At 58.4% G+C, this 18,734-nt stretch carries 8 protein-coding genes and 2 riboswitches; of the genes, 1 reads left to right on the top strand and 7 read right to left on the bottom strand.

Translation table 11 applies throughout. The features are described 5' to 3' along the window. Positions 1 to 47: 47 nt before the first annotated feature. Entirely contained in the window at positions 48 to 2,123 is a 2,076-nt protein-coding gene (locus L6990_RS01390) for a neutral/alkaline non-lysosomal ceramidase N-terminal domain-containing protein (RefSeq protein WP_237202283.1), read from the bottom strand. 220 nt (positions 2,124 to 2,343) lie between these two features. Here L6990_RS01390 and L6990_RS01395 point away from each other — a divergent pair, with 220 nt between their 5' ends. Next, the gene (locus L6990_RS01395) at positions 2,344 to 3,231 is read left to right on the top strand and encodes a shikimate dehydrogenase (RefSeq protein WP_237202284.1); all 888 of its coding nucleotides are present in this window, start codon (positions 2,344 to 2,346) and stop codon (positions 3,229 to 3,231) included. A 90-nt stretch (positions 3,232 to 3,321) separates the two neighbouring features. Here the strand turns inward: L6990_RS01395 and L6990_RS01400 are convergent, their stop codons facing one another. From L6990_RS01400 to L6990_RS01425, 6 genes are all read right to left on the bottom strand, one after another. After that, a complete protein-coding gene (locus tag L6990_RS01400; RefSeq protein WP_237202285.1) occupies positions 3,322 to 7,215 on the bottom strand; it encodes a DNA-directed RNA polymerase subunit beta' in 3,894 nt (1,297 codons plus the stop codon). A gap of 72 nt (positions 7,216 to 7,287) precedes the next feature. Then, positions 7,288 to 10,788 (bottom strand): DNA-directed RNA polymerase subunit beta, encoded by a 3,501-nt coding sequence (gene rpoB, locus L6990_RS01405; RefSeq protein ID WP_237202426.1) that lies wholly within the window; start codon positions 10,786 to 10,788, stop codon positions 7,288 to 7,290. A gap of 435 nt (positions 10,789 to 11,223) precedes the next feature. Next, positions 11,224 to 12,669, bottom strand: coding sequence for an L-serine ammonia-lyase (locus L6990_RS01410; RefSeq protein ID WP_272879255.1), 1,446 nt, complete (start codon positions 12,667 to 12,669; stop codon positions 11,224 to 11,226). Between the two features lie 167 nt (positions 12,670 to 12,836). Then, positions 12,837 to 13,955: a glycine cleavage system aminomethyltransferase GcvT gene (gene gcvT, locus L6990_RS01415; protein ID WP_237202286.1), complete on the bottom strand. Its 1,119-nt coding sequence runs from the start codon at positions 13,953 to 13,955 to the stop codon at positions 12,837 to 12,839. Between the two features lie 209 nt (positions 13,956 to 14,164). After that, positions 14,165 to 16,999, bottom strand: a complete 2,835-nt coding sequence (gene gcvP / locus L6990_RS01420) for an aminomethyl-transferring glycine dehydrogenase (RefSeq protein WP_237202287.1) — start codon at positions 16,997 to 16,999, stop codon at positions 14,165 to 14,167. A gap of 58 nt (positions 17,000 to 17,057) precedes the next feature. Then, positions 17,058 to 17,174, bottom strand: a riboswitch (glycine riboswitch). A 1-nt stretch (position 17,175) separates the two neighbouring features. After that, a riboswitch (glycine riboswitch) is annotated at positions 17,176 to 17,287 on the bottom strand. A 226-nt stretch (positions 17,288 to 17,513) separates the two neighbouring features. Further along, positions 17,514 to 18,734, bottom strand: a complete 1,221-nt coding sequence (locus L6990_RS01425) for an MFS transporter (protein ID WP_237202288.1) — start codon at positions 18,732 to 18,734, stop codon at positions 17,514 to 17,516.

Here is an 18,734-nt window from a genome sequence, read left to right on the forward strand (position 1 = left end):
GACTTCCTGGGGTGCCTGTGACTACCAAAAGATTTTTGTCTGATCCCCTAGCGGACCGTGAAAGGGTTGGTTACTCCGGTAAAGGAAGTGATAGCCCCTAATGCCTTCTTGGAGTCCCCGTTATACACCAGGCGGTACTGGCCCGGAGTAGCGTTGGCAGGAATGATCCATTCAATGGTGACCCTCGACTGAGCTGCCAGGTGGCGCTTCCACTTGAAGCGGGTATCAGGGTCGTTATCAGCAGTTACCTTGACCCAGCGTCCATTCTCATAGCGTTGCACCTCAAGGTAGGAGCTGTTGAGCTTGTGGTTATTGTTGGGGTGAGCGCCCACAAAGACAGCACTGACGGTGCCCCCGCGCGTTGTATCAAGGGGCTGGGTGAGGACCTTGCCGTAGTAGTTTCCGACCCCGGGTAGATCGTAAAGAACTTTACCGATGGTGCTCTTGAGCGGGGTTCGGGGCGTTGGCTTATCACCAATAGGCAGTGCTGTGCCCTGCTTGAGAGAGTTACCCACCGTGTTGAGCATCTGACGGTAGGCACCCATGGTGTTAATACCAAAGGGCGTAGCGCCACCCTCGTACTGCTGCGACATGTACTCCTGGGGAGTGGTGACGTAGTGGCTGTACGCATTGGTGTAGCCCTGCACCAAGATATGCGAAGGGTCTACGCCAAAGAGCTGAGCCATATCCTGACGGTACTGAACACCCACCGCACCGTTGTGCTCACCGGGTAGCCCCAGCAGGTAGTAAGACCCAAACCGCATAATCTGGATTGGAAGCTTCTGCTGAATCTGGCTTCTCACATCAAAGAGATTTGCTTTAGGGTACTGGCAGTCCTTCAGTGACTGCGAGGCGCTGTAGGCCAACCAGTTAAAATCACTCCATACTTTGTTGGCATTGACACCCTCATTGAAACCTGCCGCACCCGGGCCGTCCTCGGTGCTACCTGCGGCGAAGGGAGCGCCCAGGGTTGCGTTACAGGTATTTCCGGCATAGCCTGTGCCCGTCCAGCGCGCATCGACTTTCATCGCAGAAAAATCAGCGTACTGGATGCGAGCGTCCAGCCCGCTGCCTACGGGGGCGCCCGGGGCGGTCAGTTGTTGACGCACCGCGTTAGCCTGCTTCTCGCCCTGAATCTTCACGTTCAGATACTGGTCATCGGTGGGGCCGGAGCCCGGTCGCAGGTTGGTGTTGGGTGAAACATCGCCGGTATTACTGTTAGCAAAGGCCGCGATAAAGGCTGCGTCATCGCCCCCGGCGTTGAGATCCACTCCGTGATCTACGGTCTCTAACAGGTACTGGGCGTAGCCCTTGTTATCCGATGAAACCAGTGTGTTCTGGTTGGTCAGAGAGGTGGGGTGAATGGCGAACCAGTTGAGCACTGCTCGGGTTACGCCGTTGTGGTCAAAACGTAAGGTAGCGCTGGTGGGGTCAACACCGTTGATGAGACCATCCAGGAGCTCCTGCGGGTCACGCTCTAGCGCCACCGCAGAACGGTTGACCCCTACACCGGTCAGCTGGCTCTGTGAGATAGTCACATTGCCGGGCGCCAGGTCAGCCATTGCTTCGCGCACTGCCTGAGCCGCTCCGTCCACCTGTGCCCTAAAGGTAGGCTCGTGCCAGCCCAACGTAGTGACGTTGTAGGCGCTATCAGTGGAGACCCCGCCGGGGGTGGCGTGTGTGTGGCTGGCGGTAAGCATAATGTTTGCTTCACTAAACTGACTGCCGAACTGAGCCCTGATCCTGCGCACCAGTTCAGCACGGACGCTCTCCCAGCCGCTCATAGCGTCCAGGGTGATCATGAGGTTGCCCTTGCCGGTTACAGGGTCAATCACAGCAAAAGCGCGGGCGTACTGGCGTGTATGTACACCGCTACCGTTCTGGCTAGGGGTGGCATACCCTAAAAAACCAACCTCAGCGACCTCACCGGTCATATCTGACACCCCTGCCCCCACAAGGAAAGGGTTCTGGGCCGTGGGCCTGGTTGAGGCAGCCAGTTGCTGAACCGTCTGTGCTGTGACATTCCCGGAGGTCAGTGCTTGACCTGCCGGCATAGGCAGGAGGAAAGTTCCAGCAGCTAGAGCAGATGTTGCTGCTAAAACCCCTATTTTCTTGCGAATCATGAACATTGGGATCCCTAGATTTGATGTGTGCTCTGCTCGAAGCAGAAATGATAGTCAGTGAAGAGTAACCCCTAAACACTCTTCTTGTTCACACTGATGTGTTAACTACAACCAATATAACCCGGGTGTCGTCCGCTGGTTAGGACGCCGGTTTGTGTCCCGGCACCTCTCTGTCTAGCCTGGGAATCAGGGCAGTTATCGGGCTGGAAAGAAGGACGCTGTGAGCAGGATTGATGAATCATTTTTAGTTGGTCTACTGGGTAGCGGCATCAATGCCTCTCTCACTCCCCCGATGCACGAGATTGCGGCTGACCAATTAGGGATCCGTTACCTTTACCGCCCTTTGGATATTGATGCCCTGGGCCCCCATCAACGTGCCTTCACCGCCGATGACTGCGGCACTCTTTTGAGCTACGGGTTGGCGCTGGGCTATAACGCTTTCAACATCACCTACCCCTGCAAGCAGCTCATTATGCAACACCTCGATCAGGTGTCTGAACATGCGCTAAAACTCGGCGCGGTCAATACGGTAGTGATTGAGGACGGCGCAACAATAGGCTACAACACCGACTACACAGGCTTTTCTTTCGCCTTAGATAACGGGCTAGAACTAACATCTGCGGACCTAGATACGGTGCTACAGCTGGGTGCCGGTGGCGCTGGCTCCGCCACCGCTTACGCCCTGCTGAGCCGCGGAGTCAAAACGCTCTTCCTCTACGATGTTTCCGATCAACAAGCCCATGCTCGGGCCCGCCAGCTGCAAGATCTCTTCCCGACCCAAAAAGTGGTGGCCTTAGCGCCAGAGCAGCTGCCTTCCGCGCTGGCGTCCTGCCGCGGCCTGGTCAACGCCACCCCCATCGGAATGCACCACCACCCCGGCGCTCCCCTTGACCTCTCACTGCTACGCGCTGACCTGTGGGTCGCTGACGTTATCTACCTGCCCCAGGACACTCCTCTGATCACCGCAGCCCGCGCGCTTGGAGCGCGCACCCTACCCGGCGGCCTCATGGCGGTAGGCCAAGCGGCAGATGCCTTCACACTCATCACCGGCCAGCGCCCCGATATTACAGAAATCCGCCGTTTCTTCCTACAAGAAACCGGCAATTAGCTCCCTCTTAGTTTCGGGTACAGCAAAGGGCGCTTCCCCACGGTTAGTGGGGAAGCGCCCTTTGGCTTAGCCTAACGGCTCAAGAACGGTTTACTTACCGAACTCGTAGTCATCCAGCGGAATCGCCTGGAACTCGGGGCTAATAGCACCCTCGTTGGTTTCGGCGTAGCTGAAATCGTTGTAGGGGGTCGCGGTCTGCGCAAACATCGCCTCGCGAGCCTCGTCGGTGGGTTCAACCTCGATATCGTTGTAACGAGCGAGGCCGGTACCGGCGGGGATCAGCTTACCGATGATGACGTTTTCCTTGAGACCAACCAGCGGGTCAGACTTACCTTCCATAGCCGCCTGAGTCAGAACTCGGGTGGTTTCCTGGAAGGAAGCAGCTGACAGCCAGGACTCGGTTGCCAGTGACGCCTTGGTGATACCCATCATCTCGGGGCGGCCTGCAGCAGGACGCTTGCCCTCGGCCAGAGCAGCGCGGTTAGCGCTCTGGAAGGCAATGTTCTCAACCAATTCACCGGGCAGCAGTGCGGTATCGCCGGAATCAATCACGGTGATACGGCGCAGCATCTGGCGGACGATAACCTCAACGTGCTTATCGTGAATGCCTACACCCTGTGAACGGTAGACGCCCTGAACCTCATCAACCAGGTGCTTCTGAGCCTCACGGGGGCCACGAATACGCAGCACCTCCTTGGGGTCAACAGCACCGGCAACGAGCTGCTCGCCGACCTCGATGTGATCGCCTTCAGTAACGTTAAGGCGGGCACGACGCAGAACGGGATAAGCGATGGGCTCATCGCCGTTATCCGGAGTAATGACGACCTTCAGGGACTTCTCGGTGTCCTCAATCGACACGCGACCGGTGACCTCTGAAATCGGAGCAACACCCTTGGGGGTACGTGCTTCGAAGAGTTCCTGAATACGGGGCAGACCCTGGGTAATATCGTCCGCTGATGCGACACCACCGGTGTGGAAGGTACGCATAGTCAGCTGGGTACCGGGTTCACCGATGGACTGAGCAGCGATAATACCGACAGCCTCACCAATATCGACCAGGTTGCCAGATGCCATGGAACGGCCGTAGCAGAGTGCACAAACACCAACAGCTGATTCACAGGTCAGGACCGAGCGGACCTTGACTTCCTGAACGCCAGCCTTGTAGAGATCATCAATGACGATATCTGACACGTCAGCGCCAGCTGCAGCCAGGACGGTGCCGTCCTCAGACTTCACATCAACAGCCAAAGCGCGGCCATGGATAGAAGACTCAACGTTCTCGTGCAGGGAAACCGCACCGGTGTGCTCGTCCACCTGGGTAAGAGGCAGGGTCAGACCGCGGCGGGTACCACAGTCGTCTTCGCGAACGATGACGTCCTGAGAAACGTCCACCAGACGGCGGGTTAGGTAACCCGAGTTAGCGGTACGCAGCGCGGTATCGGCCAGACCCTTACGTGCACCGTGGGTTGCGATGAAGTACTCCAGAACCGACAGGCCTTCACGGTAGGAAGACTTAATCGGGCGGGGCATAATTTCACCCTTGGTGTTGGACACCAGACCACGGATACCGGCAATCTGACGAACCTGCATCCAGTTACCACGTGCACCAGAGGTGACCATGCGGTTAATGGTGGTGTTCTTGTCCGCCAGGTTTTCCTTCATCGCCTCAGCAACCTCATCAGTTGCCTTAGTCCAGATGTCGATGAGCTCGGTACGACGCTCAACATCGTCAATCAGACCCATCTCGAACTGGGATTCGATGTCAGCTGCCTGCTTCTCGTAGCCTTCCATAATGGCGGGCTTGGTGGGGGGCGCTGCAATGTCAGAGACAGCAACGGTCACACCTGAACGTGAAGCGTAGTAGAAGCCGGTGTTCTTCAGGTTATCCAGTGAACGGGCAACCACGTGCATGGGGTACTTCTCAGCAAGATCGTTGATCAGTGCACCCAGTGACTTCTTGTCTGCAACACCGGTGTACCAGGGGTAATCGGCGGGCAGGGCCTGGTTGAAAATAACCTGGCCTACGGTGGTTTCAACGAGAACGGGCTGACCTGCCTCGTAACCTTCAGGAGCCTCAAAGCCCTCGTAGGGTACGAAGTCATCAAGAACAATCTTGACCTTGGTGTAGAGCTCAATCTCGTGGCGATCCATCGCCATAATCGCTTCAGCGTAGGACGAGAACAGGCGACCTTCGTTCTTTTCACCTTCACGCGCGGTGGTGAGGTGGAAGAGACCGATGATCATATCCTGGTCAGGTACCGCAACGGGGCGGCCGTCTGAGGGCTTCAGGATGTTGTTGGAGGACAGCATCAGAATGCGAGCTTCAGCCTGCGCTTCGGGTGACAGCGGCAGGTGAACTGCCATCTGGTCGCCGTCGAAGTCAGCGTTGAACGCTGAACATACGAGCGGGTGCAGCTGAATAGCCTTACCTTCAACCAGCTGGGGTTCGAAGGCCTGGATACCCAGACGGTGCAGGGTAGGTGCGCGGTTCAGCAGCACGGGGTGCTCGGTGATGATCTCTTCGAGAACGTCCCACACCTGGGGGCGGAAACGCTCCACCATGCGCTTAGCGCTCTTGATGTTCTGAGCGTGGTTGAGGTCAACCAGACGCTTCATCACGAAGGGCTTGAAGAGCTCTAGAGCCATCTGCTTGGGCAGACCACACTGGTGCATTTCCAGGGTGGGGCCACCAACGATAACGGAACGACCCGAGTAGTCAACGCGCTTACCCAGAAGGTTCTGGCGGAAACGACCCTGCTTACCCTTCAGCATGTCTGAAAGGGACTTGAGGGGACGGTTACCGGGGCCAGTGACAGGGCGACCGCGACGGCCGTTGTCAAACAGCGAGTCAACAGCTTCCTGCAGCATACGCTTTTCGTTGTTCACGATGATCTCGGGGGCACCGAGTTCCAGCAGACGCTTCAGGCGGTTGTTACGGTTGATCACACGACGGTAGAGGTCGTTGAGGTCAGAGGTCGCAAAGCGGCCACCGTCCAGCTGCACCATGGGGCGCAGTTCCGGCGGAATCACGGGGACATGATCCAGGACCATACCCAGCGGTGAGTTATCGGTGGTCAAGAAGGCGTTAACAACCTTCAGACGCTTCAGGGCGCGGGTCTTACGCTGGCCCTTACCGGTCTGAATGGTGTCCTTCAGTGCCTCAGCTTCAGCCTCCATATCGAAGGTCTCAAGACGCTTCTTGATAGCCTCAGCACCCATGGAGCCTTCAAAGTACATACCGTACTTATCGACCATGCCACGGTAGAGCGCCTCATCACCTTCAAGGTCAGCGACCTTAAGGTTCTTGAAACGATCCCAGACGCGCTCTAGCTGCTCAATTTCGCGTTCTGCGTTCTTGCGAACGGACGCCATCTGACGCTCAGCACCATCACGGAGCTTGCGCTTCTCGGCAGCCTTGCCGCCTTCAGCCTCAACACGAGCGAGTTCCTCTTCGGTCTCGCGAGCAATGAGGTTGATGTCGGCATCCAGCTGATCCTGCAGGACCTTCTTGTCGCGGTCGTGCGCGGCCTGAAGGTTGGGCAGATCCTCGTGGCGAGCATCCTCGTCCACAGCGGTGATCATGTAGGCGGCGAAGTAAATGATCTTCTCAAGATCCTTCGGAGCCAGATCCAGCAGGTAGCCCAGGCGTGAGGGCACGCCCTTGAAGTACCAGATGTGGGTCACGGGAGCAGCAAGCTCAATGTGGCCCATGCGCTCACGGCGCACCTTGGCGCGGGTTACCTCAACACCACAGCGTTCACAGATAATGCCCTTGAAGCGTACACGCTTGTACTTACCGCAGTAGCATTCCCAGTCGCGGGTGGGGCCGAAGATGCGCTCATCAAAGAGGCCTTCTTTCTCCGGCTTGAGGGTTCGGTAGTTGATGGTTTCGGGCTTCTTAACCTCGCCGTACGACCAGCTCAGAATATCTGCTGAGGTCGCAAGGCCAATTCGCATCAAACCAAGTGAAGATTCGTTGGACATTTGGTCCTTATCTCTTTCCTAGTGTTGTGAAGTCTTAGTTTCGGGCAACGATGAGGGTAAACCTGTAAAGGTTTAGACCTCTTCTACGGAGTTGGGTTCCGCGTGAGACAGGTCAATACCCAGCTCACCTGCTGCCCGGAAGCCTTCATCTTCTACATCGCGCATTTCGATGGTCTTACCATCGGTTGAGAGAACCTCAACGTTCAGGCAGAGTGACTGCATTTCCTTGATCAGGACCTTGAAGGACTCGGGGACGCCAGGTTCGGGGATGTTCTCGCCCTTAACGATCGCCTCGTAGACCTTCACACGGCCGTGAACGTCATCGGACTTCACGGTCAGGATTTCCTGCAGGGTGTAAGCAGCACCGTAGGCTTCCAGAGCCCACACTTCCATCTCACCAAAGCGCTGGCCGCCGAACTGAGCCTTACCACCCAGGGGCTGCTGGGTAATCATGGAGTAGGGGCCGGTGGAGCGTGCGTGAATCTTGTCGTCCACCAGGTGGTGCAGCTTCAAGATGTACTGGTAACCCACGGAAACGGGCTCGGGGAAGGGCTCACCGGAACGGCCATCGAGCAGGCGTGCCTTACCGGAACGGTCGATCAGACGATCGCCGTCGCGGTTGGGGTTAGCGTGATCGAGCAGTTCGAAGAGTTCAGCTTCGCCCGCGCCGTCGAAGACCGGGGTTGCCACGGTGGTGGGGCCGGTTTCTTTGGGGAAGTTATGCAGCTTGTCGATCCAGGCGGGGTTGCCGTCAATCTTCCAACCCTGCTTAGCGAGCCAGCCGGTGTGAACTTCGAGTACCTGACCGATGTTCATACGGCCGGGGACGCCGAGGGGGTTAAGGATGATATCAACGGGGGTGCCGTCTTCCATGAAGGGCATATCTTCAACGGGAAGGATCTTGGTAATAACACCCTTGTTACCGTGGCGGCCTGCCAGCTTATCGCCAACAGTGATCTTGCGCTTCTGAGCAACGTAGACGCGTACCAGCTGGTTAACACCGCTGGGCAGATCGTCTTCGTCGGTGTCGCGGTCAAAGATGCGGACGCCGATAACGGTACCTGACTCACCGTGAGGGACCTTCAGGGAGGTATCGCGGACTTCGCGTGACTTCTCACCGAAGATAGCGCGCAGCAGGCGCTCTTCGGGGGTCAGCTCGGTCTCACCCTTGGGGGTGACCTTACCAACCAGGATGTCGCCAGCTTCAACCTCAGCACCAATGTGAATGATGCCGCGCTCGTCAAGAGCTGACAGTACTTCCTCAGAGACGTTGGGGATGTCGCGGGTAATCTCTTCAGCACCCAGCTTGGTGTCGCGGGCATCGATTTCGTGCTCTTCAATGTGAATTGAGGTGAGCACGTCATCAGAAATCATGCGCTGGGACAGGATGATACCGTCCTCAAAGTTGAAGCCTTCCCATGACATGTAAGCCACGAGCAGGTTCTTACCGAGCGCCAGTTCACCCTTATCAGTTGAGGGGCCGTCAGCGATCAGGCCGCGGGTCTCAACACGGTCGCCTACCTTAACAACCACGCGGTGGTTGTAGCAGTTACCGGGGTTTGAACGCTGGAACTTCAGGATGGGGTAAGAGCTGGTGGAGCCGTCATCGTTACGAACAACAACCAGGTCAGCGGAAACCTCAGAGACAACGCCGGGCTTCTTAGCTAGGACGGAGTCACCGGAGTCAATAGCTGCGTAGCGTTCCATACCGGTACCAACTACGGGAGCTTCAGACTCCAGCAGGGGCACAGCCTGACGCTGCATGTTGGCGCCCATGAGCGCGCGGTTAGCGTCATCGTGTTCCAGGTAGGGAATCAGTGCGGTTGCCACAGAAACCATCTGACGCGGTGAAACGTCCATGTATTCGATGTGGGCTGCATCAACCAGAACCGCTTCGCCTGAGCCGTCGCCGGCACGGCAGAGAACCTGCTCTTCAGCGAAGGTCATATCGGAGTTCAGTGGAGCGTTCGCCTGAGCGATGGTGTTGCCCTTCTCGTCATCAGCGGTGAGGTACTTAACCTCATCGGTGACCTTGCCCTGGCGCACAATGCGGTAGGGGGTCTCGATGAAACCGAAGGTGTTGATGCGACCGTAGGTAGCCAGCGAGCCAATCAGACCAATGTTGGGGCCTTCAGGGGTTTCGATGGGGCACATGCGACCGTAGTGGGAGGGGTGGACGTCTCGGACTTCCATACCCGCACGGTCACGGGACAGACCGCCGGGGCCCAGAGCAGACAGACGACGCTTGTGGGTCAGACCTGCAAGCGGGTTGTTCTGGTCCATGAACTGCGAGAGCTGCGAAGTACCGAAGAACTCCTTCATGGAGGCAACAACCGGGCGGATGTTAATCAGGGTCTGAGGGGTAATTGCCTCAACGTCCTGAGTAGTCATACGCTCACGCACAACGCGTTCCATACGGGACAGGCCGGTGCGGATCTGGTTCTCGATCAGTTCGCCTACCGCGCGGATACGGCGGTTACCGAAGTGGTCGATGTCGTCCACGTCAACGCGCAGCTCAACTTCTTCACCGTCGCGAACGCCCTTGATGGTGCTGCCACCAGCGTGCAGGGTGACCAGGTAACGGATCATCGCAGCGATGTCTTCCTGAGACAGTACTGCTGCTGAGGGATCGTTCACGGGGGTGTCGATACCCAGCTTGCGGTTGATCTTGTAACGACCAACCTTAGCCAAGTCGTAACGGCGGGGGGTGAAGTACATGTTGTCCAGCAGCGACTGGGCAGCATCAACCGTGGGCGGTTCGCCCGGACGCAGCTTGCGGTAGATATCAAGCAGGGCCTCTTCACGGGTGTGAACGGTGTCCTTCTCAAGGGTGGCGCGAATGGAGTCGAACTCGCCAAATTCAGCAAGAATCTTAGCTTCGCTCCAGCCCAGAGCCTTCAGCAGGGTGGTGACGGACTGCTTGCGGCGGCGGTCTAGACGCACGCCAACCTGGTCACGCTTATCAATTTCAAGCTCGAACCATGCACCGCGTGAGGGGATGATACGGGCTGAGTAGATGTCCTTATCGGAGGTGCGGTCCTGGGTCTTTTCAAAGTAAGCACCGGGTGAACGCACCAGCTGGGAAACAACAACGCGCTCTGAGCCGTTGATGACGAAGGTGCCTGACTCGGTCATGAGCGGAAAATCGCCCATGAACACGGTCTGCTGCTTGATTTCGCCGGTGTTGTTGTTCATGAATTCGGCCTTGACGTACAGCGGAGCTGAGTAGGTCGCATCGCGATCCTTGCACTCTTCCATGGTGTACTTGGGGTCAGCGAATTCAGGTTCTGAGAATGACAGGGACATGGTGCCCTGGAAATCCTCAATCGGTGAGATTTCTTCAAAGATTTCAGCCAGACCGGAAACGCGGGGGACGGAAGCGTCACCCGTTTCTTCGGCGACTGCTACCTTCTCTTGCCAGCGTTCGTTGCCTACAAGGCGGTCAAAGCTGTCCAGCTGCAGAGCGAGCAGGTTTGGGACCTGCAGGGGCTCCGCAATTTTTGCGAATGAGATTCGGCGCTGCGAATCTGCGCCGTTAGCGGCTTCGGTATGTGAGGTGCTCGAGGCGACCAAGATATTGGATCCTTCCACAGACATGTCTGTTCGTACCCGCTCCCCCGCCAGGGTGTACGCCTCATCTTCCCTTAAATACAAAAAGCCCTTATCGGGCACCTGTGCCGTGCCGGTGAGACTAGATTGCTGAAAGAGGTTAGAAACGTACGTTTTATCCTGTTACAACCAGCCCACCGCTATATGAAGGCACAGAAGATTAGGGAAGCGCAAATATTCACATTACAGCAAGTGTGCAAGTTTGTCTATATCGAATAAAGCCGTTTTTTGCAAACTTCGATTAAACACCTGACGGTAGACGGCTGGGGTCTGGATGAGGTGGGGCAGGCAGGGCGCTCAAAGCCGACTGGCTGGGTCTGGCATGAATTGAGCGAGCGCCCCAGCGCGAGCTCAAGAAGGTTAGTCGGCGAGAGCGCCCTGCCTACCCCTCCCAACGTCCTAGCACTCGACGACGTTGACCGCCAGACCGCCCATGGAGGTTTCCTTGTAGCGGTGGGACATATCCTCACCGGTTTGCCGCATCGTCGCAATGACTTGGTCCAGAGAAACGCGGTGGTGGCCATCGCCGCGCAGTGCCATTTTGGCGGCGGTAACAGCGTTGGAGGCTGCCATGGCGTTGCGTTCGATGCATGGGATCTGTACCAGGCCGCCGACGGGGTCGCAGGTGAGGCCGAGGTTGTGTTCCATGGCGATTTCTGCTGCGTTTTCGATTTGTTCATTGGTGCCGCCCATCACCTGGGCGAGCCCGGCAGCAGCCATGGATGAGGCGGTGCCTACTTCGCCTTGGCAGCCGACTTCTGCGCCTGAGATGGAGGCGCGTTTTTTGTAGAGGGCTCCGATGGAGGAGGCGGCGAGGAAGAAGTCCACGACGGCGTCGTCGATGACCTGTTGACCGCGGTGGCGGATGGCGGGTAGGTAGTTGAGGGCGTAGTGCAGGACGGCGGGGATGATGCCGGATGCGCCGTTGGTCGGTGCGGTGACGATGCGCCCGCCAAAAGCGTTTTCTTCGTTGACGGCTAGGGCTATGAGGTTGACCCAGTCGATGGCGAATTCTGGTGATTTGCGGGGGTCTTCTGCGAGGAGGTCGCGGTGCCAGGCTCCGGCCCGGCAACGGACTTTGAGGGGGCCGGGAAGGTAGCCCACGCGTTCTAGGGAGGAGCCGATGCACTCTTTCATGACCTGGCGGATGGCGAGGATGCCCTGGCGCACTTCGTCTTCGGTGCGTTCGGTTTTTTCGTTTTCCATCTTGAGGGCGGCGATGGAGAGCCCGGCGGTGTTTGCCATGTCCAGCAGTTCAGCGCCTGATCCAAAGGGGTAGGGGGCGCTGGTGAGGCCGCTTGTCCCGGCGGCGTCCTCGTGTTCTTCGATGATGAAGCCGCCGCCGATGGAGAAGTAGGTACGTTCTAGCAGGGTGCTCTCCCCTGCGTAGGCGGTGACCTTGATGCCGTTGGTGTGACGGGGTAGCACGGTGAGTGGACGTAGGGTGATGTCAGCTTCACGGTAGTTGATGGTGGGCCCGGTGGTCTGAGGTAGGTCGGTGGCGGGGGCGCCGTTAGCGAAAGCTTCTGAGGGGTAGCCTGCTAGGGGCAGGGTGCCGTCTACCGAGTTGCGGTCAAGGAACAGCTCAGAATCAGCGATGTTGATGGTTTCTGGAACGAAGCCTGCCAGGCCTTTGATGGCGGCGCTCATGGTGCCGTGCCCGGCGCCGGTGGCGGCCAGGGACCCGTAGAGGTCGATGTGGACGCCGGTGACCTGGTTCAGGGCGCCGGTGTCGATGAGTTCGGCGATGAAGCGGTTGGTGGCTCGCATGGGGCCCACGGTGTGGGAGCTGGAGGGGCCGATACCGATGGAGAAGAGGTCAAAGACGCTGATGTCATAGTTCAGTGCCTCAGCTTGGCTTTGGGCGTTTTCCGCCTCCTGGTGGGCGGTCGGTGAGAAGTCCGGTACGAAGTCGATGTCCACGGTGAAACCTTTGGTGTGATACGGGAAAGAGTAGCGAAAAGTGCGCCTATCGGTGGGCTGATAGGCGCACTTTAGGTGGGGTTTAGGGCTTATTTTTCGCGCCGGTAGAAGGGGGTAGGCACGATATCGAAGGGGGCTGCCTTGCCACGAATGTCAACGTTCACCGTGGTGCCCTGGTGTGCGTGCTCGGTGTTGATCAGAGCGAGCGCGATGGGGTAGCCCAGGGTAGGTGAGGGAATGCCGGAGGTAATTTCTCCGATGACGTTGCCTGCTTCGTCGATAATGTTCGAACCGGCACGGGCGGGGCGCTTGCCCTGGGCTTTGAGACCAATAAGGCTGCGGGCGGGGGCTTTCTCTGCCTGAGCTGCTACTGCTTCTTTACCTACGAAGTCTGCGGTTTTCTTGGTGAGGGCGATTTCTACCAGTTTGCCCATGCCTGCTTCAGCGGGCGCGATGTCAAGGCCCAGTTCGTGGCCGTAGAGGGGCATGCCGGCTTCTAGGCGCAGGGAGTCGCGGGCTGCCAGGCCGGCGGGAATGGCGCCGTGGGCTTCGCCGCGGGTGGCTGCCAGCTTCCAGAGGGCCTCGGCGTCCTGGTTAGGGACGTAGATTTCGAAGCCGTCTTCGCCGGTGTAGCCGGTGCGGGCGACCAGGGTTTGGATGTTACCGAAGAGGACGGGGGCTGCTGCGTAGTAGCCCATGGAGGTGATGGTTTCGGGGGAATCCGGTGCCATATCCAGCAGGATGGCTTCTGCTGCCGGGCCCTGGGCTGCTACCAGTGAGGTGTCTGGGGTTTCGTTGGTGAGGGTGACGTCAAAGTCGCCCAGACGAGCTTGGAAAGCCTCGAAGTCTACATCGACGTTGGCGGCGTTGGGGACGACGAGGAATTCGTCGTCTGCCAGGCGGTAGGTGATGAGGTCGTCGATGACCCCGCCATCCTCGTTGAGCAGCAGTGAGTACTTTGCTTTACCGACTTTGAGGATGGACATGTTGGAGAGCAGGACGTAGTCCAGGTAGGCGCCGGCGTCGGCACCTTTGACGCGGAATTCGCCCATGTGGGAGAGGTCGAAAAGGCCGGCGGCGTTACGCACTGCCTTGTGCTCTTCGACGTCGTTGGTGTATTTCAGGGGCATGTCCCAGCCGCCGAAGTCGGTGAAGGAAGCGCCGAGTTCTGCGTGGACGTTATAGAGGGCCGTTTTCTTAGGAGTCATGATTGAACCTTTCGGGTCTGAAGAATATTTGAGGCGGTTCACAGGTTTGGGAGCTGACGGTGAGGGTATCGGCAAGCTGGCTCGGGTCTGGCGTGAATCGCCATTGTGAGCGCTAGCGAACCGGGCGAGAGGGTCTGGCTTGCCGATACCCTCACCGGTAGCGAAGTTTTCCTAACTTATGAATAAGCCCCACACAAGCATTGGGTGCCTTAGTTGGCTTCTAGGTCGAAGGCTTCCATGGGCGGGCATTCGCAGACGAAGTTGCGGTCGCCGCCGGCGCCATCGATGCGGCCTACGCTGGTGAAGTATTTGTTCAGGCGTAGGGCGGGCACGGGGTAGGCTGCCTGGGAACGGGGGTAGGGGCGGTCCCATTCATCTGCGGTGACGACCTCGGCGGTGTGGGGTGCCTGGCGAAGAACTGATTCTTCAGCGGCTACCTTACCGTCGATGACTTCCTGGATTTCGGCGTGGATGTGTTCCATTGCTTCGATGAAGCGGTCTAGCTCAGCCAGGGATTCTGACTCGGTGGGCTCGACCATGAGGGTGCCGGGTACGGGGAAGGCCAGGGTGGGGGCGTGGAAGCCGTAGTCCATGAGGCGCTTGCAGACGTCTTCGGCGGTGATGCCGGAGGCTGCGGTGAGCGGGCGCAGGTCAAGGATGCATTCGTGGGCTACCAGGCCGGTTTCACCTGCGTAGAGTACCGGGTAGAGGCCCCCTAGCTTCTTGGCGATGTAGTTGGCAGAGAGGATGGCGATTTCGGAGGAGTCGCGCAGGCCTTCTGCACCGGTCATGGCGATGTACATCCAGGAGATGGGCAGGACGCCGGCTGAGCCGAACATTGCCTGGGAGATGGGCAGGGGTGCTGCCAGGTTGCCGTCTGCATCGGCTTCGAAGCCGTTGCCGGGCAGGTATTTCTCCAGGTGGGCGCCGACAGCTACGGGGCCGACGCCGGGGCCGCCACCACCGTGGGGAATAGCGAAGGTCTTGTGCAGGTTCAGGTGGGAAACATCGCCGCCGAACTTGCCGGGCTGTGCCAGACCCATCTGGGCGTTGAGGTTAGCGCCGTCAACGTAGACCTGTCCACCGGCATCGTGAACCAGCTGGCAAACCTCTACGACTTGCTCTTCGAAGACACCGTGAGTGGAGGGGTAGGTGATCATGATGCCGGCGATGGTGTCGCCGTACTTTTCGATCTTTGCCTTGAGATCCTCAACGTCGATGGAGCCGTCGGAGGCGGTAGCAACGCCGGCAACTCCCAGACCGGCTAGTGCAGCGGAGGCAGCGTTGGTGCCGTGAGCTGAGTTGGGAATCAGCACGACGGTGCGCTGGGTGTCGCCGTTGGCCTCGTGGTAGGCGCGGATGGCGCGCAAACCGGCGTATTCGCCGGAGGCACCCGAGTTGGGCTGCAGGGAGATAGCATCGTAGCCGGTGATTTCAACCAGCCAGTTAGACAGCTCATCAATGAGTGCCTTCCAGCCCTGAGCCTGATCAGCGGGTACATTGGGGTGGATACCGGCGAGTTCGGGCCAGGAAATGGGTTCCATTTCAGCTGCGGCGTTGAGCTTCATGGTGCAGGAGCCCAGGGGAATCATGGTGCGGTCTAGCGCTAGGTCCTTGTCGGAGAGCGAGCGCAGGTAGCGCATCATGGAGGTCTCTGAGCGGTAGAGGTGGAAGACCGGGTGGCTCATGTAGTCGTCGGTGCGCAGCAGTTCGCTGGGCAGTTCGTAGCCCTCAGCCTCGCCCAGGGTTCCGCCTAGAGCGGTGACTAGGGCGTCTAGGACCTCTTCGGAGTGGGATTCACCGATGGAAAGGCAGATGCGGTCGGCGGAAAGCTTGCGGATGTTCACGCCTGCTTCTAGTGCCTTGGCAACCAGTTCGTCAGCGCGGCCGGGGGCCTCAAATGCAACGGTGTCAAAGAAGTTCTCGTGGACCAGGGTGAGACCGGTAGCTACCAGGGCAGTCGCAACACGGGCTGCATTATCGTGCAGGCGGTTGGCGATGGCGCGCAGACCTTCGGGGCCGTGGTAGACCGCGTAAGCGCCAGCTGCGATGGCAAGCAGTGCCTGGGCGGTACAGATGTTGGAGGTCGCCTTTTCGCGGCGGATGTGCTGCTCGCGGGTCTGTAGAGCCAGACGGTAAGCCGGCTTGCCAGCTGAGTCTTTAGAGACACCCACCAGACGGCCGGGCAGGTTGCGTTCCATGCCCTTGGTGACTGCCATGTAGGCAGCGTGGGGGCCGCCGTACCAGAAAGGCAGACCGAAACGCTGGGTAGAGCCCACAGCGATATCGGCGCCCAGCGAACCGGGGCTGGTCAGAAGAGTGAGAGAAAGCAGATCAGCGGCAACGGTCACCAGAGCGCCGCGGTCCTTGGCTTCCTTAATGAGAGGTTCAATATCGCGCACTTCACCGTCGTGACCGGGGGCTGCGATGATAACGCCGTAGAGGTCACCCTCAGGAAGCCCCTGGCTGAAGTCGGTGACTTCAAAGGGAATATCAAGAGCTTCAGCACGGCCTCGAACTACTGAGAGAGTCTGGGGCAGAGCGCGGGAGTCAATGGCGAAGAAACCGTTCTTGACCTTGCGGTTAGCCCGGTGCATGAGCACGGCAGCCTCAGCAGTGGCAGTTGCTTCATCGAGCAGGGAAGCATTGGCTACCGGCAGACCGGTCAGTTCCATGACGGTGTTTTGGAAGTTCAGCAGAGCCTCCAGGCGGCCCTGAGAAATTTCTGGCTGGTAGGGAGTGTAGGAGGTATACCAACCGGGGTTCTCTAGGATATTGCGGTGGATGACCGCAGGGGTGATGGTGTCATAGTAGCCGGCACCAATCATCTGGTGCTTCACCTGGTTCTGAGCGGCATAGCCAGCAATTTTCTTCTGAGCTTCCAGCTCGCTCAGGGGAGCTGGTAAATCTAGGTCGCCGTCCAAGCGAATGTTGGAGGGAATCACCTCGTCGATGAGGTGAGCCAATGAATCGTAGCCCAGGGTGCTGAGCATGGTTTCGGTCTCGCCCCCACGGGGGCCAAGGTGACGGTCGATGAATGACATGGGGACACTCCAAAGCGTTCTCGGTAAGCCTGCCTACCCTGCTTGGGTAGGTGGGTGCCCTCCCCGCTCTGTTAAAACCTGAGAGTTTTAGTCTGCGCACCACCCATCACGCGCGGGTGGGAAAGCAGATTTTGCCCCTTCGGTGGGCGCGGAACTAGCGCCGTCTCCAGAGTTGCCATATCTAAGCGGTACATTTGCCTGAGAGTTTCCCGGGGAGGGTTTGCTCCTTCGGCGCCGGCGCGCGGTCCCTCAACCACGACTCTTCCGGTCTCTCCCGCGTTAGCATAACGGCTCTATTTGTTTCCCTCCTTATTGTGCCACATGTTACAGTCCCGCACCATATGGGGCGCCTTCAAAGGATTTTGCTCCAGGCGGGCTCATCCTCTTTTGGCTAAGCCACCTCAAAACCACAACCAAATGTGAAACAGAAAAGACGACGGGGCGCCACTCCTCTGCTGTGCAGAGGGAGGTGACACCCCGCCGTCCTTTCCGGAACGAGCCGGGAAGTCTCAGCTTAGGCGGCAGTAGCCTTCTGGCGATCGCTCTTCATCCAGAGGGATACCAGTACAGAAACTACACAGGCTCCAACGAAGGCCATGATGCCCCAGAAGTAGTTACCGTGAGCGGTGAAGGCTGCGCCCATGATCAGCGGCGGGAAGTAACCTCCCAGACCACCAGCCGCGGAGACCAGACCGGAGATGGTGCCGGTGTCCTGCGGGCGGCAGGCCTTACCCAACCAGCCGTACATGGTGCCGGTAGAGAAACCTACGCAGAGCGCCAGTGCAATGAAGAGCACGGTGTTTATGGTGGTTGAGGCGGGAGCCTGAGCCACGAAGAAACCGAGCACAGCCATGGCGATGAAGACCAGGATGGTGGTGTTCTTACCGCCGAACTTATCTGCTGCCACACCGCCGAAGGGGCGCGCGATCACAGCGCAAACAGCGAACATAGCCGCGAAGGTACCACCAGCTACCGGGTCAAAGTCGTAGATTTTCTGGGTGTAGGTGGAGAGGAAGTTAGAGAAAGCAACGAAAGCACCGAAGCCGATGGCGTAGATGAAGCAGAGCTGCCAGGTGATGAGCTTCTTAGAAACGTTGATGATCTTGGGTACTACGGGTTCAGGAGTGCGAGCCTTCATGACCGGTGAGTCACGGATAAAGATCCAGACGATGACGGCATAGGTCAGGGCAACACAAGCCATGATGACGTGGGTTGGGAAGTAGCCAAAAGCGTTGAGCATGCGGGGGTTGAAGAACGCAGCACAAGCAGTACCGACCATACCCATACCGAAGATACCGGTTGCAAGGCCCTTACGATGGGACTCAAACCATGCGGCAGAGAAGGGAATACCCACAGCGAAAATCGAACCGCCGATACCCAGGAAGAAAGCAGCGATCAGTAGCAGGTTGAAGTTACCCATCTGACCGACCAGGCCGGTCACCAGCACCATGGAGCCGGTGAAGACCAGCATGATGGTGAACATGATGCGTCCGCCGTAGCGGTCAGTCAGGGCACCCACGGGGATACGGGCGATAGAGCCCACGATAACGGGCATAGCGATCAGTAGGGAACGCTGGCCTTCGGTCAGACCGTAGGTTTCGGTGTAATACTTAGCCAGGGGGCCAATCATGGTCCAGCCCCAGAAGCCAATCATAGAAGCGCAGGCTGCCATGATGACGTACTTCAGCTGGCCTTTGAGCTGCGGGTCGCGTTCTGCGACTGCGGGAGTGCTCAT

It is taken from the genome of Rothia endophytica (genome assembly GCF_928381505.1).
GTDB classification, from domain to species: domain Bacteria; phylum Actinomycetota; class Actinomycetes; order Actinomycetales; family Micrococcaceae; genus Rothia; species Rothia endophytica_A.

What these genes read in the sequence shown, in the direction of transcription:
- L6990_RS01390 (WP_237202283.1), bottom strand. Translation starts at nt 2,123, where the DNA reads ATGATTCGCAAGAAAATAGGGGTTTTAGCAGCAACATCTGCTCTAGCT.
- L6990_RS01400 (WP_237202285.1), bottom strand. Translation starts at nt 7,215, where the DNA reads ATGTCCAACGAATCTTCACTTGGTTTGATGCGAATTGGCCTTGCGACC.
- gcvT (WP_237202286.1), bottom strand. Translation starts at nt 13,955, where the DNA reads ATGACTCCTAAGAAAACGGCCCTCTATAACGTCCACGCAGAACTCGGC.
- gcvP (WP_237202287.1), bottom strand. Translation starts at nt 16,999, where the DNA reads ATGTCATTCATCGACCGTCACCTTGGCCCCCGTGGGGGCGAGACCGAA.
- L6990_RS01425 (WP_237202288.1), bottom strand. Translation starts at nt 18,734, where the DNA reads ATGAGCACTCCCGCAGTCGCAGAACGCGACCCGCAGCTCAAAGGCCAG.